Origin of the sequence: Nonomuraea longispora, assembly GCF_004348345.1 — a bacterium.
GTDB lineage: Bacteria > Actinomycetota > Actinomycetes > Streptosporangiales > Streptosporangiaceae > Nonomuraea > Nonomuraea longispora.
Window position 1 is genome coordinate 14,593 of record NZ_SMJZ01000065.1, and the last position, 25,653, is coordinate 40,245.

A 25,653-nucleotide genomic window follows, 5' to 3' on the forward strand; every position below is an offset into this window, starting at 1 on the left:
CGATGCACCGGCTGCACCAGGTCCAAGACTCCGTCGAATGCCGTCGCGGCGGCAGCCCTTGGCGTGGGGAGTGGGCAGGCTCTGGCCACGGACCTTGCGGGTCACGGGTGCTCATGATCGGGTGGAGTACGAACTGAGTGACGACTTCGTTGCTGGACTCCACGGCTTCAGCAGATTTTGACACCGTCGTACGTGGCGCCCGGAGTGGAGGTGTCGGTGTACTGCTCCCGCACGCTGAGCGTTTGACATGGACTGTCCGCCCCGTTGTTCCATACGACCTTCACCTTGTAGGTGAAGGCGCAGTTGTTCTGCACCGTGGCCCAGGGGGTGATCGCCGCATTCTTCCCGGCTATTTGTCGACACAACTGATCATGGCCGCCACGTTCACAGATCGCGCATGTGCGGGGCCTGTCCCGGCCATCAGCAGAAGTGCGGCGGACGAGACCGCCGCCCTCAACGACGCCGCGCCTTGACTCGAATGGAGGCCGGCATGTGATGCAATCTTCTGTAGGGCTCCGCCATGCTTGTTTGACGAGATCCTTTTGCGCGCTCATAGTGGTTGTGCACCATCAACCGATAGCGCAACGACGCGCCAGGACGCTCACCTCGGGAGTTGATCAGGGCGTGGCGGTGAATCTCGGATCGGTCCAGCGCGACGACCATTCCGAGTGGCCGAAAGCCCTGGATCCGGCCGCCCTGGCGGCCCAGGGCTGGGCGCCCACCCCGTTTCGCGAATTCGTGGTGAAGGTCAACAGCCGCTGCGACCTCTCCTGCGCGTACTGCTACGTCTATGAAATGGCGGACCGGAGCTGGCGGGAGCAGCCGATACGCATGTCCGCCGCCACCGCCACGCGTACGGGTGAGCGGATCGCCGAGCACGTCCGCGGCCACGGCCTGCAGTCCGTCGAGCTGATATTGCACGGTGGCGAGCCGCTGCTGGCCGGGCCCGCACTGCTCTCCCACATCGTCACCGCCACCCGATCAGCGGTCAGTGGCCGTGCGCGAGTGGGGGCGCGGATACAGACGAACGGAATCCGTCTCGACGCCGGATACCTGCGCATGTTCGACCACCTCGATATCGCCGTGGCGATAAGTCTCGACGGAGACAAGAAAGCGCACGACCGGCATCGGAAGTACGCCAACGGCAAGGGCAGCTACGACGCCGTGACGAAGTCGCTCGGGCTGCTGCGCGATTCGTATCCGCACTTGTTCAGCGGCCTGCTCTGCACAATCGACGTCCGTGACGATCCGGTGGCGATCTATGAGGCGTTACTCGAGCACCAGCCGCCCAGAATCGACTTCCTGCTGCCGTTGGGAAACTGGTCGTATCCTCCGCCCGGGCGGATACCAGGAGCCGCGGAAACGCCGTACGCCGACTGGCTGGTCGCGGTCTTCGACCGCTGGTACGGCGCGCCGCGCAAGGAGACCGACGTCCGGCTTTTCAGCGAGATCATCCATCTCCTGCTGGGCGGCCGGTCGAACAGCGAGTCGCTGGGGCTGTCCCCGGTGACGGTTCTCGTCATAGACGCGGACGGGACGATCGAGTTGTCGGACACGATCCGGTCCTCCGCGCCCGGCTCGCCCTCAACAGGGCTCCACGTGGCCAGGAACGCCTTCGACGAGGCGCTGCTCCTGTCCGAGACCGTTGCCCGCCAGCTCGGCGAATCCGCGCTGGCTCCCGGCTGCCGGTCGTGCAAGGTGAGGGCGGTGTGCGGTGGCGGGCAGTTCGCGCATCGCTACCGCGCGGAGACCGGGTTCGCGAACCCCTCCGTCTACTGTCCCGACCTGCTCGCACTCATCCGGCACATCAGGCAGGTCGTGGCGGCCGATCTGGGTACGCGGCTCGGAAGGCTTGGATGAAACCGCGCAGACACAACGTCTCCGACGACGTGTTCGCCGCCCTGGCGGCAGGGAGAGGTGGTGCCGCGGCGGTACGCCGGCTGGCCGCCGTCGAGCGCAGCAAGCATCTGTTACTTCTGCGCGGCCTGGTGGAGAGCGCCGCAACGACCGGGCATCCGGCAGCGGGCCGTACCGCGGACGCTTACGACCGGCTCGCCGCGCTCCAGGACGACGCCCCGGACGCTGTCGAGGCCGTCGTGTGTTATCCGGCTGTGGGGGCTTGGCTGCGGTCCACGCTGCTCGCTCTCGGTAGCGACCCGGAGCAGGCCCGGCCGGATCAGCTGGCCGCCGTCACCGCCGCCGCCGCGATCAGAGCGCGGGCGCAGCTGTCCATCGAGGTACGGACTTCGAGCGGTGCGCTGTTCCTGCCGTCCCTGGGAGAGGTTCGTGTCCCGGGCGGCACGGCGACGGTGCGGTCCACGGCGGGAGGGGCGGAGGTCGTCAGCGGTAGCGCCCGCGTCGTGATCCCCGACGACCGCTCCCAGGACGTCCCGGGCTGGCGGGGTCTGCGCCGGCTCACGGCGTACGCGGACGGTAAGGCTCTCGACCTCGTCCTCGACGATGTCGATCCCTACCGGATGCCCGCTGACGTGGCCGGCAGGCTGCCCGAAGCCGAGCTCCGGAGCTGGCGCTCGGCGTTGCAGGAGGCGTGGGGCATCCTCACCGCCCACCATCCGTCGACGGCGGCGGAGATCCAGGTGGCGCATCGGGTGCTCACCCCTCTGCGCCGTCCGCCACGGGGGCAGGTGAGCGGCACGGCCTCGGAGACCTTCGGCACCGTGGGCATGTCCCCGCCCTCCGACGGGCTCACACTCGCCGCGACGCTGGCGCATGAGGTCCAGCACGCGAAGCTGGGCGCGCTGTCGGACATCGTCCGGCTGCTCGACGCCGACGACGGCCGCAGGTTCTACGCGCCCTGGCGGGAGGATCCCAGGCCTGCCGCCGGCCTGCTGCACGGCGCGTACGCCTATCTGGGTGTCACCGCCTTCTGGCGGCACCAGCGCCACCACGAGCGGGGAGAGAGGGGCGTCCTCGCGCACAGCGAGTTCGCCCGCTGGCGGGCGGGCGCCGGTGGCGCGGTGGACGTCCTCATGGCCTCAGGACTGCTGACGTCCGCCGGCAAGCGGTTCGTCGCCCAGATGCGCCGCGTCCTGGCGGCCTGGCAGGACGAGCCGGTGCCGGCGAGCGCGCAGGCGCGGGCTCGCGCGGAAGCCGAAGGTCATCTGGCCCGCTGGCGGCGGGCCCACGGTCACCCCGCGTTCGGAACGTCACGGCCGTGAGCGTCCTTAGATAGGTGGCGGGTCGAAGTCGAAGTCGAGCTGCCGCCCCTCGCCGGCGACCACGGTGTCGGGATGCTGGGGGCCGCGCACTTTCGCGAACTGCCTGACGGTCCGCGACGCCAGCTCCTCGGCCTTCTCCTCGGCGCCCGTGCGGCGCAGCACCACCGACAGGTTGGCGGAGCAGCCCAGGGTCAGCGGGTGGGTTGCTCCGAGCAACGTGCTGGAGCGGTTCATCGTGTCTTCGCTGAGGCTCTGCGCGGCGTCCAGCTCGCCGAGCGCGGTCAGGTCGCTGGCCAGATTGATCGCAGTGACCAGCGCGTAGTGGTGGTCGCGGGAGAGCCTGCTGTCCAGGGCGGCCAGACACTGCTCGTTGAGCTTGCGCGCGCTCTCGGCGTCTCCTCGCACTCGGTGCAGCAGGGCCAGGTTGCCCGCGCACCCGCGGTTGTAGGGGTGCTCCTCGCCGTACACCTGCGGGTAGCGGTTCATCGTGTCCAGGGCCCGGTCGAAGGCCTCGTTGATCTGCCCGGTGGTGCGCAGGGTGTTGGCGTGGTTCATGGCGGCGGCCAGTGTGTCGGGATGGTCGGGGCCGAGCAGGCGTGCGTACCGCTCGTAGACGTCCCGGGCCAGCTCGATCGCCTCGTCGTAGCGGCCGGCGCGGCGTAGCGCGATCGAGAGGTCCTTGCCGGTGCGGAGCGTGACCCAGTGTTCGACGTCGAGCTCCTGGACGCCGAACGCGTAGGCGTCCTCGCCCAGGTCGCAGGCATCCTCGTAGTCGCCGCACAGCCGGACCACCCGCGCGAGGTTGCCCCAGAACAGCAGGTGAGAGACCTTGCTGACGTCGGACTTCCGGCTGGCGATCGTGAAGACGTCCTCATGGACGGCCCGAGCCCGCTGGTAGTGGCTTACCAGCGCGTAGTCGAGCGCCAGGTTGTTCTTGGCGAGCAGCAGCTCGATGTGATCGGAGGCGTACGTGGCCTCGTGCCCCCGCAGGACCTGCTCGTCGTGGTCTCTGGCTTCGAAGAAGTCGCCCATGGCGCGCAGGTCTCCGCCGAATCCCTGCGAGAGGAACAGTGACTTCTCGTGCTGGGGTCCGAAGACCCGGCGCGCGCGGTCCAGGGCCGCCCTGTCGGTCTCGAAGGCCTTGGGATAGTCGCCGAGGACACGCAGCACCTTGCCGAGCTGTGCCTGGGCGTCGATCACGTGGGAATCGTCGGGACCGGAGTCTTTGGTCCACTGCTGGAGGAAGCTCTCCACGAAAGCGCGGCTCGTCTGGTGCTGGCCCGACGCGTAGAGGTAGCGGACCATGTTGAGCGCGAACTCGCGCACCCTCGGGTCGCGGGTGCCGGCGATGCCGGACGGCACGATGTGCTGGACGAGCTCGGCGTAGCGCAGCCAGTTGGCCTCGTCGTCGGGGTCGCCGAGTGCCGGGCTTGCCAGCAGGACATGAACGATTTTGCGGTAGCGATCCTGTTCGTCCTCGCTCAGGTCGGCGCGGAGCAGGGCCTGGATGAGGCGGTGCACCTGAAGGGTGCGTGTCTCCGGGTCGAGCTTGGCCAGCGCGTAGCGCCCGATCAACCGGATGGCCTTGCTGCGCAGCAGGGGGTTGTCGAGGAGTTGCTGCAGACCCGGTGCCAGATGCTCGTCGACGCCCCAGCGGAACACGTCGACGGGGATCGGCTCGGGACCGAAGAAGGCGCAGCACCTCATCAGCTCGACCGCTTCGGTGAGCTGCTGCTCCAGCTGGCTCACCGAGAGCCGCCAGGCCGCGGTCATCGACCGTGGATAGTCGAGCGGCTTGGGCATCTGCAGGGTGTCGGACATGTGCTTGGCGAGCTGCTGGAGGTATTCGTCCACCGACATGCCCGCCTCGGCCTGCAGCGCGCCCGCCTGCTCCAGGGCCAGCGGCAGGTGCCCCAGCTCATCGGCGAGCCGCCGCGCGTCGACCTCGCGAAGTGCGCTGGAGACGCGTTTGTGCAGGAACTGCACGCTCTCGCCCTGGGTGAACACGTCGACGGGGACGGTCTCGACGACGCTGCGCCACTCCTGGTTGCGCGAGGTGATGAGAACATGCCCGGGACCACGCGGGATGAGCTGGTTGATGTCTTCCGGCCGGTCGGCGTTGTCGAAGATGAGCAGCCAGCGATCGTACGGGTCGCCACGACGCAGCGCGTGCAGGACGGCTGTGGCGGTGTCCTCGATGCCGACCGCCTTGGCGGGTGGCAGGTTGAGCCGGGGAGCGAGCGCCGCCAGCGCCGCGGGCACCAGCAGCGCCTGGTCAGCCGATATCCACCACACCACGTCGTATTCGGCTTGATAACGCCAGGCGTACTCGACCGCGACCTGAGTTTTACCGACCCCGCCCATGCCGTGCAGGGCGTGCGGCACGACCGCCGTCACGTCGGCCGCTATTCCGGCGCGAAGTTGCTCGAGCAGGCCATCTCGGCCGGTGAAATTCTTATTGCGCGGCGGAATCTTTTCGCCCCATACCTCTGGCAATCCGCGCGCCACCGCCCGAGAACCCGTCACAGAGTGATGGTAGCAACACCGTAGCATGCCTCATAGCCGACCCGCTGACGCACAGGTGGGCATACAAGTCGCCATAAAGGGACAAAAGTCGCCTTCAAGCCTTATTGCGGATCATTTTGGACATTCGAGCGTAAGGGCGATCTTCAGTTGACAGTTCCGCCTGGTCAGCTGATTTGCGGGGGCGCACCCCTCTAGGCAAGGGCGGCGATATGGGCGATGCTGTGGCAGGCATGCCTTACAAGCGGCGTCCGCATGGCGCATGACCATACGGTCAGCCGCCCCGACGTCTGGAGTGTCCATTGGCGAGACAGGAGGAATCTTCGTCCGAGGGTGTCGACGAGCGTGACGGAGGCCTGCTCGACCTCTCCGCGGCCTCGCTCCGCGACATCGCGGCGCTCTCAGCGGAAGACCCGTCGGTGTTCGGCGAGGCGGTGAAGAGGGCGCTCGGCCAGAGCGGATCGCTGCTCGGATTCGGTCAGAGCATATGACACCCCTTACACCTGGCCCGAAAGGCAACCGTCACCTTGCCCGCCACGGCATCCGGCTCCGTGAGAGGGGCAAGCCTCTACAACCGCGTGTCACGGCGGGTCGCGGTACGAGCGCACTGCCCGCGGACATAAACTCACGCCATACGTCGGACCGGGCTCCACCGGGGCGACCGCATTCGCGCTGAGAGGAGTCGGCACCATTTTCCGGCAGTCGTCATCTCCTCCAGGGCATTCGTGCAATCGGCCGACGCGCCTCCCTCTCGCTATCGCCTGTCGGCAGTCCACCGCGAAGCTGTCTTCGCAGTGCGGTGGCCGGCGAGCGGGTCTGGCCGCTACCTCGCATCCGAAGCCGATCCTGCTTACAGGACGCCCTTTTCGGACGGGATCGCTGCGATGACTGTCAGCGTGATGGCCCAATATGTCGATCGGCAGCCATATGTTGGCGTTCGCCCCTTTTACGCGGATGAATCCGGACAATACTTCGGGCGCTCCGCAGCGGCGGACGACATCGCCGATCGCTGGCCGCAGCATCCGTTGACCGTGCTCAGCGGACCGCCCGGCTGCGGGAAGACCTCGCTGCTCCACGCGAAGCTCGTCACGCACCCCGCCCTCCGCGCCGCCGACATCCTCCCGATAGGGCGACCCTCCGGACCGCCTCCCCACGCGCTCGCCGCGCTGCCGGAGCACAACCCGCACACGCTCGCCGTGCTCTGTTCATGGTCGCCGGCAACGCCCCCAGGCCGCCTGGCCGGCCTGTCGCTCTACGAGTTCCTGCGCCGCGACGGCCGGGCCGACGGCCGCTCCGGTCCCCTGCTGGCCGTGATCGACCAGGTCGAGAAGGTCTTCGAACGACACTCGCGTCTCGATCGGCACCGCGCCGGTTTCCTGACCCAGCTCCGCGAGATCACCAGCGAACTACCGCACCTGCGGCTCCTCCTGTCCATACGGGACGAGCACGTGCCCGACCTCGAGATCGCCCTGGGATCCGCGCAGCCGTACCACCTGGGCGCGCTCACGCTCGACGAGGCAGTGCAGGCCATCGAAGGGCCCGTGGCGGGCAGCGGGAGGTGGTACGCCGACGGCGTGGCCGAGCGCATCGCCTCCGCCGTCGCCACCGGGCACGGCACGGTCGACCCGGTGCTCCTGCAGGCGATCTGCTCACGGTTGTGGACTTCGCTCCCCGCCGACACCACCGCCATCACCCTGCGGGACGTGCACGCGTACCCCGGTATCGAACCGGCGCTGCGCGAGTTCTGCGGCCAGGCCGTCGCGGACGTGACCATGGAGCACGACGTCTCCACCCTCCGCGTGGCGTCGTGGCTGCAAAACGCGTTCGCTTCCCCAGCGGCCCGCGGCGACACCGCGAGGAACGCCACCCGCGCGGGCCTCCCGCCGGCCATACTCCTCGCCCTGCAGGACCGTCACATCCTGCGCGCCGACCACGGCTCCTACAGGTTGCACCATGAGTGCCTGGCCGAGCCGCTCACCCGACTGGACGTCGCCGACCTGCGAGGGAGCGGCACCAGCCCTCACCGGCATCTGGCCGCGGCCGAGTCCGCGCTGTTCAGGGGAGACCTCGCCGCCGCCGAGCTGAGCGCGAACGCGGCCCTCACCGGGCTGGAGGACCTGACGCTCCTGGCCGCGGTCGAGGCGAGGCTGGGCGACATCGCACACCTCCGTGGCGATCCGCGACAAGCCGTGACCCACTACCGGGCAGCCGCCGCCTCCTACGAGGCGATGCGGGACAACCCTGCCGTGGCCAACCTGCTGGCCGCCATCGCCCACTCGCTGCTGGCTCAGGGATTGGGCGCCGAAGCGGTCGACGCCATGCGCTCCGCGGTCGACCGGCTGCCGGCCGACCTGGCGCTGCAGACCGAGCTGGGCCGGACATTGTGGCAGGCGGGCCAGGGCCAGGCCGGGGTGACCGTACTCACCGACGTGCTGAACACCGATTCCGGCACGCCCGAGGCGCTGCGGACCCGGGGAGAGATGCTGGCCGACCTGGGCCAGGGCGCCAAGGCCCTGCACGATCTCGACCAGGTGCGGCGACATCTGCGTCCCGAGGGTCGCGCCGCCCGCGCGCTCGCCCTCGTCAGCACCGGCAACCACCGGGACGCCGAGGAAGAGATGGATGCGGCGCTAGAAGCCGGCTCCCAGAACGGGCCGGCGCTCCTGTACGTCGCCCGCGTCAGGGCACTGGGCAGCGACCGCACCGGAGCAGCCGGCCTCGCCCGTCTCTCCTTGGCCGCTACGGCTCCCCCGCTGGCCCCACACCAGCGTGCGGCGGCGACTCAGCTCCTGCGGACCGGCAGTCCGTCGCCCTCCTGAGGACGCCCGGCGTCAACCGCCACGTCGCAGAAGTCGTCGATGCACTGCTCGATCGGGCCGAACAACGGAGGCTCCAGGATCTGCCCGCCCAGGAACTGGCCGCCCTCGTCGTAGTGCATCCGGGTGTGCTGGGTCACCTGGCTCGCCAGTGCGTACGCCGCCGTCGCCAGATCCCTCGCGACCCGGGCAACACCGCCCGGGGACAGGACAGCCACGCGCGAGGCCAGATCACCCACCGTCGCGGCCTGCGCCTCGATGGCGGCGAGCCGGACGTTCATGTCCTCCCAGGAGTGGTGGGCCGCGACCTCAACCTGCAACCTCAGCTTGAGCGCCCCGCCCAGCAACTCCCCGTACGCCTGCTCGCGCGCTTGCGCCTGCTGCTCCTCACGCCGCCGCTGCGCCTCCCGTTCCTCCTTTCTGGCGGCGGCCCGGTTGGTCAGTGCGACGCCGCCCAGAGCGCTGAGAGCGCCCACGATCGCGCCGGCCGCGGAAATGATGGTCGTCACAAGCGAGGCATCCGCCATGGCGAAAGTGTGACATCGCGTGACGGCGGATGGCAGAGCTCGCAGATCAGTCTCGTGTGGATCGGGCGCGGCCGGTCCCACCGCCGAGTGAGGACGCCTTCACCAAGCCGTTGCCGGTCAGGTCACTCCGTGACGGCAGGCACTCGGCGAGCAGGCCGACGACGTCGCGCCAGGCTCGCTGCGCGTGCTGCGGGTGGTAGCCGACGCCGGGGAGCACGGGCTGGTCGACCGTCGGGTGGTGGAAGGCGTGCAAGGCGCCGCCGTAGACCACGAGGCGCCAGTCGACGCCCGCGGCCTGCATCTCGGCGGTGAACGCGTCGCGCTGCGCGGGCGGCATGATCGGGTCTTCAGAGCCGACCCCGGCCCACACCGGGCAGCGAATGCGCGCCGCCTCGCCCGGCCGGCCCGTGATCAGCCCGTTGACCGTCCCGATCGCGCGCAGGTCGACGCCGTCGCGCCCCAGCTCCAGCGCGATCGCGCCCCCGGTGCCGTAGCCGACGGCGGCGATCCGGTCGGGGTGGGTCCGCGGTTCGGCGCGCAACACCTCGAGTGCCGCGTGGCCGATGCCGCGCATCCGGTCGGGATCGCCCAGCAGCGGCATGCAACGGGCCAGCATCTCCTGGGGGTCGGCGAAATAGCGCCCGCCGTGGATGTCGAAGGCCAGCGCCACGTATCCCAGCTCGGCGAGCGCATCGGCTCGGCGGCGCTCGACATCGCTGAGCCCCGGGCCCTCTGGTCCGAGCAGCACCGCAGGGCGAGGCCCGGCGCCGGAGGGCAGCGCGAGATGCCCGATCATCGTCAGGCCGTCGGCGGAGTATTCGACCGTGCGTGTCGTCACCGTGGTCATGTAGCCGGACTGTAGTGCTCGTCGAGGGTCGGACGGGCCGGGGTTCACCACCGGCGGACTTCGCCGCCAGCGGAACAGTACACGCCCGAGGAGGACGATGATCGGCCTAAGGGCAGATGTTCTGGTACGGCGCTCCGCCCAGGTACCGCTCCCATTCGGCGGGCGACAGCGAACGCCCGACCCGCGCGCAGACCTCCCGCGCCACCCGTTCTCCGTCGACGGCCACCGAGCGGACGGCCCCTTCCACCCCGACGTGCACGGCAGCCCCGTCGGCGCTGAAGACGAGCGACCACGGCTGGCCCTCCCGCACCAGGTAGGACCCGCCGAGCCGGCGCCTGGCCTCGACGTCCCAGAGTTGGAGCAGGCCCTCTGACGAGACGGTGGCGAGCGTCTTGCCGTCAGGTGAGAAGGACAGGAAATCGACTTCGCCGGCGGCTCGGGGAAGGGCGGGGCGCAGTGCCGCGGGCCCGTCGACGTTCCACAGCCCGACCCGCCCGGTGGTGCTCTCGTAAGCGGCGAGGAGGCCTCCCCTGCTGATCGCGAGCGCATCCGTGGGCAGGAGTCCGGCGCCCACCGGCTTGCCGGTGCCGACGTCGATGAACCTGCCGCTGTCCGGCGACACGTACGCCGTACCGCCCGGCAGGAACGGCCCGCCCCGGGATGCCGTGTCGAACGAGTTCAGCACGTGCCCGTCGGCGGCGTCGAGCACCACTTCCTTGAACACCCGGCTCTGCCGGTACGCGACGGTGATCGCGAGCCGCCGCCCGTCCGGGCTGAACCGGGTGTTGATGGGCATACCGCCCTTCCCGGGCATCGGCACCGACCAGAGCCTGGCCCGGGTACGCAGGTCCCAGAGCGTGACCTTGCCGCTGACCTCCTTGACGGCCAGCTTCGTTCCGGAGAAGTCGGCGATCAGCGGCCCGCCCTCCGTTGCGACGGGGAGTCGGGCGGTTTCCTTGCCCGTGCCCATGTCCAAGATCCGAAGCTGCCGGCCGGCGACGATCGCGGCCCGCCTGCCGTCGCCGCTGAGGTAGGCCACCCCGGGCACAGCCGTCGCGTGAGTGCGAGGCCGCAGGTCCAGGCTGACGACGGCGTCGTCCATGACGTACCGGAGCGTGGTGCCGTCGGGATCGAACGCGACGTCGGTCAGATCGCCCTCGGCGCGGTGATCGAGCACGGTGTTCCGGGTGCGCAGATCCCAGACCTGCACATCTCTTCCCCGGAAGGCGGCGAGGTGCCGGCCGTCCTGGCTGAAGCGTAACTGGCCGTCGGACCCGCAGACGCGGCAGGCGATCGTGTCGCCGAGGGCGCGGCCCGAGGAGGCGTCGACAAGGGCGACATCCGTCCCGCCGCAGGCGAGCGTCCTGCCGTCGTGGCTGAACGCCACCGCCTTGGGCCGCTCCGCGCAGGCGGGGAACGGCCGTTCCGTCCGCCACCCCGGCAGCGCGATCCGGTCGAGGCGGTCGCCCGGCAGCAGCAGGCGCTTCCCCGTGCGGTCCACGAGCGGGTGTCTCACCGCCTTCCCGCCGCGCTGCCGGAAGACGGGCTTGCCGAACTGCTCGCCGGTGGAGACGTCGAGCAGGTAGTGGACGTCATGCAGGCTGTACAGCAGCGTGAGCGTGGTCTCGTGCTCGCCGAACACGGCGCTGTAGCCGAACCAGTTTCGCGCGGGGAGCGGTCGTTCGAGCAGCTTCCTGCCGGTCTTCACGTCCCAGACGCCGAGCTTTTCTGTCGTGGTCTGGGCCAGCAGTCGCCCGCTGCGGCTCAGCGCCGGTGGATACGCGATCGTTCCGCTCAGCGTCATCCGGGGCCAGCTCGCTGTACGCCTGCCGGTGCGCACGTCGTACACGTTGACCCCGCCTTCGCTGGCGCTGACCAGCGTGCGGCCGTCGCGGCTGAGCAGCCGCCGCGCCACGCCCTTGACCGGCGGGTCGTGGAAGACAGCCGTCTGTTGCTGCTGGAGTGAGGCCGTCAGGCTGGAGCGGGCCTCCGGCTGCGCCGGCGACATCCGCCAGGCCGCCACGCTCAGCAACATCGCCAGGGAAGGGTCGATGGCACGCTGCCGATCCGCCTCGGCGGCCGCCTGTTTGGCGGCCAGGATGTCGCGTTGCCGTGCCGTCTCCTGGCGCTGCCAGACAGCCAGCCCGCCGGCCACGATCGACACCACCAGCAGCCCGGCCAGCGCGACCGTGGTCAGCGTCCGGCGCCTGACCCGCCGTCTGGTGAGCTGAGTGCCGGCGCGCAGGAAGTCCTGTTCGAACGGGGTCAGCGTGACGCGCCGGCGGCCGGTCGCGGCCCAGCTCAGTGCCTGCTCCAGGCGGCTGCCCTGGAGCAGGTCGGCGTCGCGTCTGCCGTTCCCGGCCCAGTGGCGGGCGGCGGCGTTGACGCTGTTCAGCATGGCCAGCCCGTCGCGGTCGGCGTCCACCCACATGCGCAGTCTCGGCCAGGCACGCAGCAGTCCTGGCCGCGACAGGGCCACCGTGTCGTCGCCGCTGACGATCACGTACGAGAACGCGTCCAGCACCCGCCTGACCGCGGCCGACTCCCGCTCGGGACGCCCCTCGAACAGCTCGTCGTACCCGGCCGACCGTCCGGCCTCGTGCCCGTCCTCCCCGACGGCCACCAGCCTCAGGAACACCTCGGCCGCCACCTCCCGCTCCTCGGGGTTCAGCGACTCGTAGGCGTCCTCGGCGATCGTTCCCAGAGCGGGATCGCCCTGCGGCGCCGGCCCGTGCACGCCCCGCGCGGTCCTGCTGCCCGCCGCCAGCAGTCTCTCGGTATCGGCGTCGCTCCCGCTGACGAGGGCCAGCAGCAGGTCACGGGCATCGGGACGGGCCGCCGGATCCTTGGTCAGGGCCGCCTCGACCAGCGAGGCCAGGCGTGACGACAAGGCGCTGAGATCGGCCCGGTGCGTCAGCACCCGGTGCATGACGGCGCCCAGGTTGTCGGCGGCGAACGGCTCACGCCCCGTGGCGGCGAACACCATGATCGACCCCCACGCGAACACGTCGGCCGGCGCGCCCGCCCGCTCCCCGAGGAACACCTCGGGCGCCATGTACGCCGGGGTGCCCGACACCTCGCCGGTCGCGGTGAGCGACATGTCGGGCGTGCGAGCGATGCCGAAGTCGATCACCCTGGGGCCGTCGGGCCCGAGCAGCACGTTGTCCGGTTTGAGGTCACGGTGCACGACTCCCGCGTCATGGATCGCCGTCAGCGCGGTGGCCACCGCGGTGGCCAGCCGATGCAGGTCGTCACCGGTGAACCGGCGTCCGTCGCGCACGGCCGCACCCAGGCTCGGCCCCGGCACGTACTCGGAGACGAGATACGGCCTGTGCCCGTCCAGGTCGGCGGCCAGCACGCGCGCCGTGCAGAACGACGACACCCGTCGCGTGGCCGTCGTCTCCTTCGCGAACCTGTCGCGAACCGCACGATCGTCGGCCGCGTGCAGCACCTTGACCGCGACCCGGTTGCCGTCGGCGTCGTACGCGTCGTACACGACGCCCTGCCCGCCCGAACCGAGCCGTCCGGCAAGCCAGTAATTCCCGACGCGCTGGGGATCCCCCGCGCTCAGCGCTTCCATGGCGAGTTAGATGTTCTCTGCTATGCGAAGGTTGTCACGGTAAGCATGCCTGACCGCACCCGCCTCGCACGCGGCTTCCACCCCTCGTGCGCATGCCGCCCGTGAGATAGATCTTCGTCCCGCGTACGCCCATCGCCGCGCTTCCCGCTCCATGCCGGCGGGCATCGGCGACGCGGCCGAACCGACCTGCGGGAACCGCAACCGGGTCAAAGATTCCTAAACCGTCGCACTCGGGTCGGCCGTGGGGAGGGCCGGGATCAAACGCCCTTCAGAACCCGATCAAGTGCCGCCCGTCCCGCAGGCCCCCAGTGCGGCTTGCCACCGGCAAGGCCCCGGTCCCCGTTCTGCCCCATGCTCATCAGGAAGAGACTCTTCATCGCGGCCAGCCCGCGGGCGCGCCGGATCGCCGCCTCGTCCGTGTGCCCGTACGCGTCGAAGAACCGTGCGGCCGTACCCGCGGGGAGCAGCACCCATGCGGCGGCGAGGTCCCACGCCGGATCTCCGGCGAACATGGTTTCGAAGTCGACGATGCCCGAGAGCGTTCCGTCCGAGACGACCACGTTCGCGGGATGGAGATCGCCGTGCACCCACACCGGCGGGCCCTCCCACTCGCCGGCCGCGACAGCGTCGTCCCAGACGGCCCGGACGTCGGCGGCGATGTTGTCGGGGGCAATGGCCTCGAAGAATCTCTCGAAACCGGCCGTGCAGTCCCTGGGATGGGCACCGCGGTCCGTAGCGATCGGCGCATCGGCGGGCGCCTCCACATGAAGGGCCCGGAGGAAACCCGCCAGCGTGTCGGCCGCGTGGGCGCCGCGGCTGATCGAGCCGTATTCCAGCGGCTCGCCGGGAACCCACGTCATCACGGTCCAGTGCTTGGGGAAGCGCTCGGACGGTTCGCCGGACCGCACCGGGGTCGGCACCGGGAGCGGCAGGCGCGGGGCCAGCACGGGCAGCCACCGCCGCTCCCTGAGCTGGGGCTCAGGGCTGGTTTCCATGCGCTGCATGCGCACGGCCAGCTCGTCCCCGAGGCGCCACATCTGGTTGCCCCAGCCGCCCGCCACCTCACGGATGGCCAGCCCTGCGAGGTCCGGATGTTGCTCCCGCAGCAGGGCGCGGACCAGGTCTGCGGTGATCTCGATCTCGGTGTCGGTCATGCGAAGTCACAGTACTGAGGCGGCGGACGGAGCGGCTCTCGTTCACGCATTCGGTTCGAGAGCTGCAGATCGGAGGCGCGGCATGCCGCGTACGAACGCGGCAGGTCCGCCCGCACGTCCGTCGCGACGGGGATCAGCCGCAGTGCACGTTGTTGAGCTTGCGCGTATTCCAGTCCGGTACGGTCCCTTGAACGTCAATGCACTGGTTGGGTGCGGACACGTACACCGGGCCGGCGTAGTGCGTGAACTCGCCGGCGTCCGAGTCGTTCCCGCTGCCGTCGCCCCGTGAGATGGCGACCCCCTTCCAGCTCTTGGTGTTGGCGTACTTGCCGTAGCCGTAGGTCAGGGCGCAGTTCTTGCCGGTGCTGGAGCTGTAGTACACCTCCAGCGTGCCCGTGCGGCTCCCGTCCACCTTGTGGTTGATGGCGTAGACGCCGACCCGGTTGTAGCTGCTACCGCAGGGTCCGGCCGCGCCTGCCGGGGCGGCGCCCATCACCATCGTGGCGGAGGCGGCGACGGCCGCGCCGGTCAGGAGGGTCGCCAGCTTGCGTGTATGCACAGAAATCCCTTAATCCCTTCAATCGATTGATGCTCACGCCATGAGACCACGAATGCCGCTGACGCGCACAACGGGTACGGCCTCGTACGAGCGCAACCGGCCACGGGACACCTGATGTGCGGTGATGTCTCACACAGTGGAGTTCTCCTTCGCGGCGCGGCCGAGGCGGATGGCCGAGACGAGGAAGAAGATGCCGCCGGGGATGGCGTAGCCGGCCGCGTTGATCAGCGTCGGGTCGGGGGCGGAGGCGCCGAGGATGAACGACGTGCCGGCGAGTACGGAGATGCCGCCACTGATGATCATCGGCCACTGGCCGCCCATCCTGCGGCGGGTGACGCCCACGACCAGCTGGACCGCCCCGGCCACGACCGCCCAGGCGCCCCAGACGCGCAGCACCGCCGGGATGCCGGACGTGCAGGCGATGGCCACGCCGACGGCGGCGATCAGGCTGGCCGCGATGTTCACGTACAGCAGGACCGGTGATCCGGTGGCGCGCGACGCGCGGGCGTCGATGACGGCGGCGGCCACGTCGAACAGCGGGTAGAGCACGAGCAGGGTGGCCGCGAGCGGGCCCAGGTTCGCGGCGGTCGTGAACATCACGAGTGCCCAGACGACGGCGAACGCGAACCGGCCGAAGTACAGCCGTCGGAGGGTGAACGCGGTGCCGGAGATGCCGGGCGAAGCAGCGATGGAGCTCATGATGATCCTTTTTCGGCTTACAAGACAGAATGTTCTATCTCCCACAGAGTGCTCCTCGCGACGCCACCTTGTCAATACCGAACGTTCTACCTACCGAGGAGGTCTCATGCGCCGGCCGTCCGAAGCGCGGTCCCGGCCGCTCGGCCCCTGCACGTCACGGCACGACGCCGAAAATCGGTTGCCCCGCACAGCCGGGCTCGGGGAACGTGGTCCTCATGATGCTCTGAAAGATCGCACCCCACTCCCCCGGGACGCCACGGCGCCGACTCGCGCCGTGCTGCCGCCCGCGCACCATTCCTTTCAGCGAAGAGAGCGTCTTTGTCCGAACAGCTACCTGCCACCGTGACGGTGTTCGCCTCCGCCACGAGCTGGATCGAGTCCGATGCCGTCGCGCAGTGCCACCAGGTGGCCGCCCTCGACGGCATGCTGCACGTCGCCGCCATGCCGGACCTGCACCCCGGCAAGGGCGCCCCCATCGGCGCCGCGATGACCGCGTCCCTCGTCTACCCGTTCCTGGTGGGCTCCGACATCGGTTGCGGCATCGCCGTGTTCCCCGTCCAGCTCAAGCGCGCCGTACCCGAGAAGCTCGCCGCCCGCTTTCCCGACCTCGATCGTGCGCTGCATCCCGAGCGGGATGCCGACGATCCCGCCTGGGACGTGCTGAAGGGCGACATTCCCGCCGGTCATGTCGATGGCCTCGGGACGGTCGGACGGGGCAACCACTTCGTCGAACTGGCCCGGATCGGGACCGTCTTCGAGCCCGGCCACGCGAGCCGGCTCGGGCTGGAGGCCGGCGACCTGGTGCTCGTCGTCCACAGCGGCTCCCGAGGGCTGGGCGAACGGATCCTGCGGGCGCACACCGAGGTGCACGGCGCGGGTCCCGCCCCTGATCCCGCCGGCTACCTCGCGATGCACGACGAGGCCGTACGGTGGGGGTCGCTCAACCGGCGGCTGCTGGCCGCGCGGGTCGCCCGTGCGCTGGGGGCCGAGCCCGCCGAGCCGATCGTCGACCAGTGCCACAACCTGGTCGAGGTCCGCGACGGGACCTACCTGCACCGCAAGGGGGCGGCGCCGGGTGACGGCCTCGACGTGCTCATCGCCGGCACACGAGGCACTCCTTCCTACCTCGTGGCCGGCCACGCCGGGCCGGACGCCGGCCATTCCGTGGCGCACGGCGCGGGCCGCAAGATGTCGCGGGCCGACGCGCTGCGCCGGGGCCGGGCCAAGCACACCGTCGAAGAGCTACGCCGCACGCCGATGGGGTCGCTGGTGGTGTGCGGCGACCGCCGGCTCCTCTTCGAGGAGGCTCCCACAGCCTACAAGCGCATCGAGCAGGTCATCGCCGACCTCGTCGACCATGACCTGGCCACGCCCATCGCCACCACGATCCCGCTGGTCACGTACAAGACGGCCGACCTCGGGTCCACGCCCCGCAGGGACCGGCGCCGCAAGCCGGCCCGGGGATGAGACAAGGACGGCGCCGCCGGCGTCTCGGCTGCCCCGTGACGAGGGCCCGCTTTCCCGCGAGTTCTCGTGTTCCCGGTTCTTGCTCGACCACGGTCATGCCGGCGATCCTCTCGTTCGCGTGTCGGTTCGCTCGACGAACGAAAAGCCGGTGCACACGACTCGCGACTGCCAGAAGTAACCGCGGCGCGCACCTCGTCGAGCTGTTTCACGCTATGTCCGGAAAGAGAGGCAAAGACGAAATGCCAACGGGCGCCCTAGGCATTTCCTATGGCGCCCGGTTTCCTCCCCCGCGACTCACCCTCAGTGGATGCGGTACTTCTTGCCGCAGTTGTCGAATTTCCCGGCCCAGCAGGTGAACGTGTACGCCTTCTTGATCCCCCGGCCGCTCCAGGCGCCCGTGACCTTGCCGTCCCACGCCTTGTTGAACTTGGTCCAGCGGCCGTTCCGGTACACCTCGAACCAGACCCAGCCCTTCTTGCCGCCGACCTTGTCCACTCCGTACCACTTCGTGAAGACTTTGCCGTGGCTCTTCCACGTCCTGCCGAACGTGTACGCCTTGCCGTCGCTGGAGAAGAACTTGCCCCAGGTCGTCGTGGAGTGCGTGGTCGCCTGGGCGGCGGCCGGGCTCAGGGCGAGGCCGGTGACGGCCATCGAACCGGCAAGAGCGGCGATCGCGAAGGTCTTACGCATTTCGGGTTCCTCCCCCGTGTCGGTGTGATCCGGTGAAAGGGACACTACGGAGACTCGCAGGGATTGACTGTGGACGAATCCACACAGCGGATGTGATCGGCGCCACAGCAGGCCGCGTTCGCACGGCTCAATAAGATCGCTGCTGTTGCGTTGATCCGGCGACCGGGAGCCACGATGAGCGACCCCGGCGACTTCGGCCCCTGGCGATGGACGACCGCGAGGCGCTCCTCGCGAGCGCCGGCCGCCCGCATCCGGACCTTCCTCTGCCCTGACGGCTTCCGCTGACGAAGGTGGACATGCGTGCGATTCGCGTCGAGATTGGTCGGCAGCGGACGACGTGAGGAGCGCGCATGCGGATCGTGGAACTGGCCTCGGTGGACGGATACATCGCCTTCGACCTCGACTGCCCGACGAGCGCGGGCGGCACCCGGCTGGCCCCCGACGCCACCCGTGGCGAGGCAGGGCTGCTGGCGCGGGCGATGACGTACAAGCTGGCCCTGCTCGGCGAGCGGATCGGCGGGGCCAAGGCGGTGCTGCGGGCGGGACCCGAGGACCGGGCGGCCGTCCTGGACCGCTACTGCCAGGAGATCACCCCGCTGGTCGAGAAGGGCGGTTTCGTCACGGCCTCGGACCTGGGCACGCATACGCGGGACTTCGCCTCGCTGCCCGGTCACCGTACCGACTCGGTGATGCACCAGGAGGTCGACGGCGAGCTGGTGGACACCATGGTGACGGGCCTCGGCGTGGTGGTCGCCGCGGAGACCGCGCTCGGCGGGCTGGCCGGGCGCACGTTCGCGGTGGAGGGGTTCGGCAAGGTGGGCGGGGCCGTCGTACGTGAGGCCGCGCGGCGGGGCGCGCGGCTCGTCGCCCTCTCGACGCTGCACGGCTGCGTGGCCGACCCGGGCGGGCTGGACGTCGCCGCGCTGGAGGAGCTGCGCGCCGAGCACGGCGACGCCTGCGTGAACCTGCTCGGCCTGCCGGTACGGCCCGCCGAGACGCTGTACGAGGTGACCGCGGACGTGCTGGTGCCCGGCGCGCGGACCGGCACGCTGACCGCCGAGCGCGCCGCCGGCGTGCGTGCCCGCGTGATCGCACCGGCGGCGAACGTGCCCTACACCGGGGCCGGGCTGCGCATCCTCACGGAGCGCGACGTGACGACGCTGGCCGACTTCGTCTGCGGCGCCGGAGCGGCGATCGGCTACCTCACTGAACGCGCCGGCCGGGTGCCCGACGCCGCCTCGGCGCGGGACCTGGTGGAGGAGCGGATCGGCCGGTTCACGGGGCTGGCGCTTGCGCATCCCGGCGGGCCGTTCGCGGGCTCGTGCGCCCTGGCGGAGGAGTTCCTCGCCACCTGGCGCGACCCCGCCGACCTCGCCGACGGCCCTCCCCTCGCTCCCGAGCCGGGACGGTGAGCAGCGCGGCTGTCACGTCGTCGGCGTACTCACGCCAGATCTCCAGGGTCGGCATCGTGAGCCGGCGGCCTGCGGCGGCGTCCCCGTCGTCCAGGGCGAGATCCTGCTCGTGGGCGCGGTAGTCGTGGGGGACCACGTCGAGCACGGCGATCCACTGGACCTGCCCGGGGTGGTCGAGCGCCCAGCGATGGGCGACGCTGCCGTTGTCGACTCCGAAGCAGGTCATTCAGTACGGCCTGGGCGGCGCTGAACGGACGTCGTGTCCTGGCCGGCTCCTGCCTCACGGGCTTCCCGCATCTTCCCCGTGGCGAGGTAGCCGACCGCGACCCGGTAGAAGCCGGAGATCGACTCGCCGCCTTCCATCCCGGCGCGGAACTGCTTGCGTACTTTCGTGAAAGGGAAGGCCGTGCTGCCGTCGGGAAGGAGCACGCCCCAGGCTTCGTCGTCCGGCCTATGCCAGCGGCCGCCCGTGGCGGCCACCAGGCAGGCGCCCAGGAACGAACCGAGCGCGCCGACCAGCCCGTCGATCTGCTCCGGGTCGAAGCCGGGGCGGGCACGCTGGCGCTCGATGAAGCCATCCACCCACTCGACGGACTCCGCGTTGAGGCCGAAGTCCACGTCGCTGAGCGGTGCGAGTTGCTCGATGGCCAGGTTGACGTTCGCCTCGATCTTTCGCAGCTCCTCTGCCTCCATCCCAGGATGGTCGCACCGACCGCAGGAGCGGATCAATCGGGTTTCCGGCCTGACGGCGCGTCCTGGCCGGGTGCCGGGTGATCGCCTCCGCCGGCCGCCGCGCGGGCTCTCGCCGGATTCCCGGATTAGTTGACACGACATATATGTCGTGTAATCTAATGGCATGACAAACCAACCGACGCTGGTGTTCATCCCCTGCTTCTCCGGCGCTCCGTGGGATCTGACACAACTCACCGCGCTGGCCCACCGCCCGCAGCGCACCTTCAGGCTTCCTGAGGGTGTGGCCGACATGGAGGCCTACGCCGACGCCGCCGCGGAGCACGTCGCCGACCTGGACGACTACGTGCTCGTCGGCGACTCGTTCGGGGCGAACATCGCGCTGGCGCTGGCCGTGCGCCGGCCGGCCGGGCTGCGTGCCCTGGTGATGTCCGGTGGCTTCGCGGCGAACCCCGTCACCTCTCCCGCCTGGAGGAGCGCCATGCGGTTCATGGGCAGGCTGCGCGGCGGCCTCTACCGGCAGCTGGCGCTGCGCGCGCACGCCCACCGGCTGGCCTCACCGCACGACCGTGAGGGCCAGGTGCCCTGGAGCGAGGCGGACAGCCGCAGGTTGTTCCTGGACCACACCCCCGCGGCGTCCTTCGGCGCCCGCGTCGGCGCGGCCCTCACCGCCGACTACGTCGACCGGCTCGATCGCGTACGTGTCCCCACCCTGATCATCACGCCGTCGCACGACAAGCTGATCGGCGAGCAGGCAGCCGAGATCATGCGTACGGGAATCGCCGGCTCCCGCGAGGTCGTGCTGGACAGGACCGGGCACATGTTCCGTTTCACGCACCCCGAGACGTACGCCCAGGCCGTCGAGACGTTCCTCGCCGAGACGGCCGCCGATCACGAGACGGCCCATGCGGCCCGCTGAGGAGCTCAGATACCTGATCCTGGCCGCGCAGCGGGAAGGCAACCGGCTGCTCGGCCAGGCCCTTCGGCCGCTCGGCATCACCCCCTCCCAGGCGGAGGTGATCCGGGTCCTGGGTGAGCGCGGCCCTCTGACGCTCAGCGGTCTCGGCGAACTGCTGGTCTGCGAGAGCGGCAACAGCCCGAGCAGGCTCGTGGACCGGCTGGTCGGCATCGGCCTGGTCAGGCGGGACGTGGCGGCCCACGACCGCCGCCACATCGACCTGTCGCTCACCGCGGAAGGCGACGATCTCGTACGGCGGATCGCCGAGATCGAGGAGCGGCTCCATCAGTCCATCGACGCCGCGGCCGAGGGCCGCGACGTCGAGCAGATCCTCGGTTTTCTCAGGGCGTTCGTCGGCGGCCTGCCCGCCGGTGAAGCCCTGGCCCGCCGCGCCCGCCCCGAAGCGGATCCCGGCTGAGGGACCGTCAGGCGGCCTGGGAGCGCCGGTGGGCCGTGGGGCTGATGCCGCGGAGCCGTTTGAAGGCGACGGACAGGGCGAAGGCGTTGGCGTAGCCGACCCGGCGGGCGATCGTCTCGACGGTGTCGTCGGTCGTGCGCAGCAGGTCGGCGGCCAGGGTGATGCGCCAGCCGGTCAGGTAGGCGATCGGCGCCTCCCCGACCAGGGCGGTGAAACGGCGCGACAGGCTCGCGCGGGAGACGCCGGTGCGTTCGGCCAGCCCGACGAGGGTCCACGGGTGCGCGGGATCCTCGTGCAGGAGACGCAGCGCCAGGCCGACGACGGGATCGCCCTGCGCGCGGTACCAGCCGGGCGCCTGCGACTCCGGCCTGGCGAACCAGGCGCGCAGCGTGGTGATCAGCGCCAGGTCGAGCCACCGGTCGAGCACGCTCTGCTGGCCGGGCTGATCCTGCTGGATCTCGCCGAGCACCATGTCCATGACGTGCCCGGCGACCTCGGCGGCCGGCACCACCAGCACCGGCGGCAGGGCGGCGAGCAGGCGGCGGCTGACGTCTCCCTCCAGCTGGTAGGTGCCGCTGACCACCATGGCGGCGCCTCCGGGGCGCCCACCGTGCGTACGGACCGCGAGTCGCGCGCTGTAGTCGACGGGGGCTCCCGGCAGAGGTTCGCAGCGTCCGCCCGGGTGGATGCGCAGTTGCGGCGCGGTCGCGGGGTCGTCGCCCACGACGTACGGCTCCGTTCCGCGCAGGACGGCGACGTCGCGTTCCTCCATCCGGACGGGCGCGAGGCCGTCGCGTACGATCCAGGCCGAGCCGCGGATGAGGGACGCGAGCGAGAGCGGCGCCTCGTCGGCGATGTGCAGCGCCCACGGCGGGTCCATGATCGTCAGGTTGAAGACGCCGCCACGGGCTCTGGTGCCGGCCAGCAAATCGTCGAGCACGTCCATAGCCACAGACTAGGTGAGATTCACAGACATGGAAATGCGTTGAACAACCATGGCCTGTCTCACCCTTTCGCGGTGGACTCAGCACATGACGACAACACCGATCCTCATCCTGGGCGGCGCGGGCAAGACCGGCCGCCACGTCGCCGAGCGGCTGCGGGCACGCGGCGTCCCGATCAGGCTCGCCTCGCGATCGAGTGAGCAGCGCTTCGACTGGTACGACGAGAGCACCTGGCTCCCGGCGACGGCCGGGATCGACACGGCCTACGTGGTCCCGCCGTACGACCCGCCGGGGCTCGCGCTGGCCGGGCGGTTCGTCCAGCACGCGGCGGCGAACGGGCTGCGCCGGGTGGTGCTGCTGTCCGGCCGCGGCGTCGGCAGCCCCGGCCGCGACTTCGCGGTCTACCACGCCCAGCTCGAACTGGAGAACGCGGTCAAGGACAGTGACGCCGCCTGGACCATCGTCCGGCCCTCCTGGTTCATGCAGAACTTCAGCACGGACTTCATGCACGCCCAGGTACTGGCCGGCGAACTGCGGCTGCCCGCGGGCGACGGCGCGGAACCATGGATCGACACCGAGGACGTCGCCGACGTGATGGTGGCCGCGCTGCTGGACGAGAGCCACACGGGCGAGACGTACTCGCTGTCCGGCCCCCGCGCCCTCACCCTGGACGAGGTCGCGACCGAACTGTCCGCCGCGACCGGCCGGCAGATCCGCTACGTCGCACTCGAACCCGAGGAGCACGTCACCGAAATGATCGGCCAGGGCGCATCGCAGGTCGAGGCCGAGGCCCTGCGCGACCTGCTGGCGGTGATCCGCAACCACCGCTCCGGCTACCTCTCCGACGGCGTGCGGCAGGTCCTCGGCCGGGAGCCGCGCGACTTCGCCGACTGGACACGAACCACCGCGCGCGCCGGCGTGTGGTCGTCATGACGCTCCCCCGCCGTCAGCCAGGGATTCCGTGTCCCCGGGTGGGTTGAGCCTTCTCCAGCCGCTCACCGGGGCGAAGACGTCGCCCGCCCCCTCACCGCAGCACCCGCCTGCAGACACCCGCCAGGGCGGGGAGCGGGTCGTGCAGGGACAGGGTGCTGTGCGCGGCTCCCCCGGCGAAGCGCACGGTGCCGACCAGGTCAGCGACCAGGCCGGAGCGGCGTTCCACGACGGCCCGCCGCAGGTCGCCCTCCAGCCACTGGTACCGCACGCCGGGCCGGGCCCGCACGGACGGCACCTCCCGCCCGATCGAGAGGTCGGCCCACGCCGCGGGCAGGTTGGCGCCGGCGGCGGTGGCCAGGGCCATCGAGCCGTAGAAACGGCCGTTCAGGTCGATGAGCCGGGGCGTTCCATCCTCGGGCACCACGAACTGCAGCTGCGCCAGCCCGAACCAGCCGAGGCTCGCCAGCAGCCGGCTCGCCGGGCCGCTGATGCCGGCGTCCACGCGCACGGTCTCGGCGCGGCAGCTCGCGCCGGCCTGCGGCGGCCAGATGCGCGAGGCCACCTGCATGCAGTCGGCCACCACCCGGCCTCCGGGCGCGGACACGGCGGAGTAGGCCATCAGCCGGCCCTCGTGGAACTCCTCGACCCGCGGCTCGCCGCCGAGTTCGCGCACCTCGTCGGCCCGGCGGCGCGCGGCATCGGCGCCGTGCACGACGAGCGTGTCGATCCTGGGCGGCGCTCCCGGTTGTTCCGGCCGGGCGTGCAGGCGGGCCTTGACCACGACGGGCCGGTGCTCGGCGGTGAGGACGCGCGGGTCGAGGATCCTGGCCGTGCGCAAGCCCACCGACGCGGCGACGTCGCACAACTCCTGCTTGTCGATGGCGCGGACGACGTGCCGGTGGCCGGCGTACGGGACGATCGACGGCACCTCGTCCCTGGCCATGGACAGCGCGAGGACCTCCGCCTCGCCGGCGCCGAAGACCACGTCGTACCCGTGGCGGCGGACCGCGACCCCGACGGCGGCCATGAAGGCGTCGTGGCTCTCGTGGGCCGCGGGCACGCGGTGCTTCCAGCGGCAGAAGCGCGACGACGACGCCAGCCCGGCGGCCTTCGGATGGCCGACGCCGACCTGCCAGCCCGCGGCGGCGAGCGAGCGGACCGCGGCAAGCGCTCCCCTGCTGAAGCCCGTCTCCACAATCAGTGCGCGCAATGCACCCCACGTCCACCCGGCGTCATCCCAGCCGGCCCCAGCTACCCGCCCGCGGCGCGGGCATGCGTCGAGGCCGGGGCAGGCGCCTGCGGTGTGCCAGGGGGCGGTCAGGGTAGTCGGGCGTCATGATGAGACGCGCTCTGTGGCAGGGGCTGGTCGCCGGTACGGCGGGCGCGGTCGCGATGACCCTCGCCGAGAAGGCCGAGCAGCGCCTCACCTCCCGCCCCGACTCCCACGTCCCCGCCCGCGTGCTGGAACGGCTGACCGGCATGCGGGAGCACCGGGGACGGGCGTCGCAGGTGGTGAATCTGGGCATGCACGTCGGCCAGGGCGCACTCGTCGGAGTGCTGCGCTCGACGATGGCGCTGGCGGGGCTGCGCGGAGGATGGTCCTCGCTGATGTTCACCGCCGTCCGGCTGACCACCGACCAGATCCTGGAGAACGCCACCGGCGTCGGCGCCCCGCCTCCCACGTGGCCGAGGCGGGAACTGGCCGTGGACGTGCTGCACAAGTCGGTCTACGGCTTCGTCACCGGCGCCGTCGCCGACGCCCTCGCCGCGCGCGGCGGCCCAGGGCCCGGTCAGCGCCACGCGGCGGCCGAACCCGGACGCCGTTCCGGCGGCGCCCCGCTGCCGCGCGAGAAGGCCTACACCCGTTGAGCCAGGATCGGCAGGTGCTCCGCTCCCGGCGCGGTCGTGCGGGTAGTGCACCTCGAACGCGGGGCGTTCTGAGCGGTTGCGCGGCATGGACGTGAAGCTGTGCCGCGGCGGCGGGCAGGAGGTGGCCCATTCCAGGGAATCGCCGCCGTCGCCGGGGTTTCGGCACGCGCCGCGACGTCAACCGGCGCTGTCGCCGTCCTCCGTGTCGGGGGCGGTGAGGTCCTCGGCCGTCCGGCCCGACTCTTTCAGCGCTTCCTCCATCGCCGCCTGCCCCGCGGGCCGCGGCTCGCCGCCGCGCTCTTCTTCCGCCGCCTCTTCGGCCGCGTCCAGCAACGGCTGGGTGTCGGTCTTGGCCGCGTTCTCGTCAGGAGTGCTCATGCGCTACGGC

23 protein-coding genes are annotated in these 25,653 nt (G+C 70.8%); 10 read left to right on the forward strand and 13 right to left on the reverse strand.

The window, feature by feature from the left end:
* Window positions 1–167: 167 nt before the first annotated feature.
* Window positions 168–554, reverse strand: coding sequence for a hypothetical protein (locus E1267_RS47925; RefSeq protein ID WP_132333840.1), 387 nt, complete (start codon window positions 552–554; stop codon window positions 168–170).
* Between E1267_RS47925 and E1267_RS18645 the strand changes: the two genes are divergently transcribed.
* Both E1267_RS18645 and E1267_RS18650 read left to right on the forward strand, forming a co-directional pair.
* A complete protein-coding gene (locus E1267_RS18645; RefSeq protein WP_132333841.1) occupies window positions 496–1,860 on the forward strand; it encodes an FxsB family cyclophane-forming radical SAM/SPASM peptide maturase in 1,365 nt (454 codons plus the stop codon). The two genes, E1267_RS47925 and E1267_RS18645, sit on opposite strands and share 59 nt — an antisense overlap.
* Window positions 1,857–3,179 (forward strand): HEXXH motif domain-containing protein, encoded by a 1,323-nt coding sequence (locus tag E1267_RS18650; protein ID WP_132333842.1) that lies wholly within the window; start codon window positions 1,857–1,859, stop codon window positions 3,177–3,179. Before E1267_RS18645 ends, E1267_RS18650 begins: the two co-directional genes overlap by 4 nt.
* Before the next feature lie 6 nt (window positions 3,180–3,185).
* Here E1267_RS18650 and fxsT read toward each other — a convergent pair whose 3' ends face one another.
* Entirely contained in the window at window positions 3,186–5,732 is a 2,547-nt protein-coding gene (gene fxsT / locus E1267_RS18655) for an FxSxx-COOH system tetratricopeptide repeat protein (protein WP_132333843.1), read from the reverse strand.
* 272 nt (window positions 5,733–6,004) lie between these two features.
* Between fxsT and E1267_RS18660 the strand changes: the two genes are divergently transcribed.
* A complete protein-coding gene (locus E1267_RS18660) occupies window positions 6,005–6,193 on the forward strand; it encodes a hypothetical protein (RefSeq protein ID WP_132333844.1) in 189 nt (62 codons plus the stop codon).
* Between the two features lie 408 nt (window positions 6,194–6,601).
* Window positions 6,602–8,521: an nSTAND1 domain-containing NTPase gene (locus E1267_RS18665; RefSeq protein ID WP_342774841.1), complete on the forward strand. Its 1,920-nt coding sequence runs from the start codon at window positions 6,602–6,604 to the stop codon at window positions 8,519–8,521.
* Here E1267_RS18665 and E1267_RS18670 read toward each other — a convergent pair.
* From E1267_RS18670 to E1267_RS18695, 6 genes are all read right to left on the reverse strand, one after another.
* Window positions 8,485–9,045, reverse strand: coding sequence for a hypothetical protein (locus E1267_RS18670; protein WP_132333846.1), 561 nt, complete (start codon window positions 9,043–9,045; stop codon window positions 8,485–8,487). The two genes, E1267_RS18665 and E1267_RS18670, sit on opposite strands and share 37 nt — an antisense overlap.
* 46 nt (window positions 9,046–9,091) lie before the next feature.
* Entirely contained in the window at window positions 9,092–9,892 is an 801-nt protein-coding gene (locus E1267_RS18675; protein ID WP_132333847.1) for a dienelactone hydrolase family protein, read from the reverse strand.
* Between the two features lie 106 nt (window positions 9,893–9,998).
* Window positions 9,999–13,472 (reverse strand): WD40 repeat domain-containing serine/threonine protein kinase, encoded by a 3,474-nt coding sequence (locus tag E1267_RS18680; RefSeq protein ID WP_132333848.1) that lies wholly within the window; start codon window positions 13,470–13,472, stop codon window positions 9,999–10,001.
* Window positions 13,473–13,729: 257 nt separating this feature from the next.
* Window positions 13,730–14,626: an aminoglycoside phosphotransferase family protein gene (locus tag E1267_RS18685; RefSeq protein ID WP_132333849.1), complete on the reverse strand. Its 897-nt coding sequence runs from the start codon at window positions 14,624–14,626 to the stop codon at window positions 13,730–13,732.
* A 133-nt stretch (window positions 14,627–14,759) separates the two neighbouring features.
* Window positions 14,760–15,185, reverse strand: a complete 426-nt coding sequence (locus E1267_RS18690) for a hypothetical protein (protein WP_132333850.1) — start codon at window positions 15,183–15,185, stop codon at window positions 14,760–14,762.
* A gap of 129 nt (window positions 15,186–15,314) precedes the next feature.
* Complete coding sequence (locus E1267_RS18695) at window positions 15,315–15,884, reverse strand: hypothetical protein (RefSeq protein ID WP_132333851.1); 570 nt, start codon at window positions 15,882–15,884, stop codon at window positions 15,315–15,317.
* A 318-nt stretch (window positions 15,885–16,202) separates the two neighbouring features.
* Between E1267_RS18695 and E1267_RS18700 the strand changes: the two genes are divergently transcribed.
* A complete protein-coding gene (locus E1267_RS18700; RefSeq protein ID WP_132333852.1) occupies window positions 16,203–17,351 on the forward strand; it encodes an RNA ligase RtcB family protein in 1,149 nt (382 codons plus the stop codon).
* A gap of 300 nt (window positions 17,352–17,651) precedes the next feature.
* On the opposite strand, the gene E1267_RS18705 is transcribed toward E1267_RS18700, so the two are convergent.
* Complete coding sequence (locus E1267_RS18705) at window positions 17,652–18,041, reverse strand: hypothetical protein (RefSeq protein WP_132333853.1); 390 nt, start codon at window positions 18,039–18,041, stop codon at window positions 17,652–17,654.
* 350 nt (window positions 18,042–18,391) lie between these two features.
* Between E1267_RS18705 and E1267_RS18710 the strand changes: the two genes are divergently transcribed.
* Window positions 18,392–19,453, forward strand: coding sequence for a Glu/Leu/Phe/Val dehydrogenase dimerization domain-containing protein (locus E1267_RS18710; protein WP_132333854.1), 1,062 nt, complete (start codon window positions 18,392–18,394; stop codon window positions 19,451–19,453).
* A 222-nt stretch (window positions 19,454–19,675) separates the two neighbouring features.
* Here E1267_RS18710 and E1267_RS18720 read toward each other — a convergent pair whose 3' ends face one another.
* Window positions 19,676–20,146 (reverse strand): hypothetical protein, encoded by a 471-nt coding sequence (locus E1267_RS18720; protein ID WP_132333855.1) that lies wholly within the window; start codon window positions 20,144–20,146, stop codon window positions 19,676–19,678.
* Window positions 20,147–20,309: 163 nt separating this feature from the next.
* Between E1267_RS18720 and E1267_RS18725 the strand changes: the two genes are divergently transcribed.
* Window positions 20,310–21,062: an alpha/beta fold hydrolase gene (locus E1267_RS18725; RefSeq protein ID WP_132333856.1), complete on the forward strand. Its 753-nt coding sequence runs from the start codon at window positions 20,310–20,312 to the stop codon at window positions 21,060–21,062.
* Window positions 21,049–21,519 (forward strand): MarR family winged helix-turn-helix transcriptional regulator, encoded by a 471-nt coding sequence (locus E1267_RS18730; protein WP_132333857.1) that lies wholly within the window; start codon window positions 21,049–21,051, stop codon window positions 21,517–21,519. Before E1267_RS18725 ends, E1267_RS18730 begins: the two co-directional genes overlap by 14 nt.
* 7 nt (window positions 21,520–21,526) lie before the next feature.
* On the opposite strand, the gene E1267_RS18735 is transcribed toward E1267_RS18730, so the two are convergent.
* The gene (locus E1267_RS18735) at window positions 21,527–22,465 is read right to left on the reverse strand and encodes an AraC family transcriptional regulator (RefSeq protein ID WP_132333858.1); all 939 of its coding nucleotides are present in this window, start codon (window positions 22,463–22,465) and stop codon (window positions 21,527–21,529) included.
* 85 nt (window positions 22,466–22,550) lie between these two features.
* Here E1267_RS18735 and E1267_RS18740 point away from each other — a divergent pair, with 85 nt between their 5' ends.
* Window positions 22,551–23,396 carry an NAD(P)H-binding protein gene (locus tag E1267_RS18740; RefSeq protein WP_132333859.1) on the forward strand — a complete coding sequence of 282 codons (846 nt, stop codon included), beginning with the start codon at window positions 22,551–22,553 and terminating at the stop codon, window positions 23,394–23,396.
* A gap of 91 nt (window positions 23,397–23,487) precedes the next feature.
* Here E1267_RS18740 and E1267_RS18745 read toward each other — a convergent pair whose 3' ends face one another.
* Complete coding sequence (locus E1267_RS18745) at window positions 23,488–24,606, reverse strand: ATP-grasp domain-containing protein (RefSeq protein WP_132333860.1); 1,119 nt, start codon at window positions 24,604–24,606, stop codon at window positions 23,488–23,490.
* Window positions 24,607–24,731: 125 nt separating this feature from the next.
* On the opposite strand from E1267_RS18745, the gene E1267_RS18750 reads away from it, so the two are divergent.
* A complete protein-coding gene (locus E1267_RS18750) occupies window positions 24,732–25,265 on the forward strand; it encodes a hypothetical protein (protein ID WP_132333861.1) in 534 nt (177 codons plus the stop codon).
* A gap of 177 nt (window positions 25,266–25,442) precedes the next feature.
* Here E1267_RS18750 and E1267_RS18755 read toward each other — a convergent pair whose 3' ends face one another.
* The gene (locus E1267_RS18755) at window positions 25,443–25,643 is read right to left on the reverse strand and encodes a hypothetical protein (protein WP_132333862.1); all 201 of its coding nucleotides are present in this window, start codon (window positions 25,641–25,643) and stop codon (window positions 25,443–25,445) included.
* Window positions 25,644–25,653: the final 10 nt, after the last annotated feature.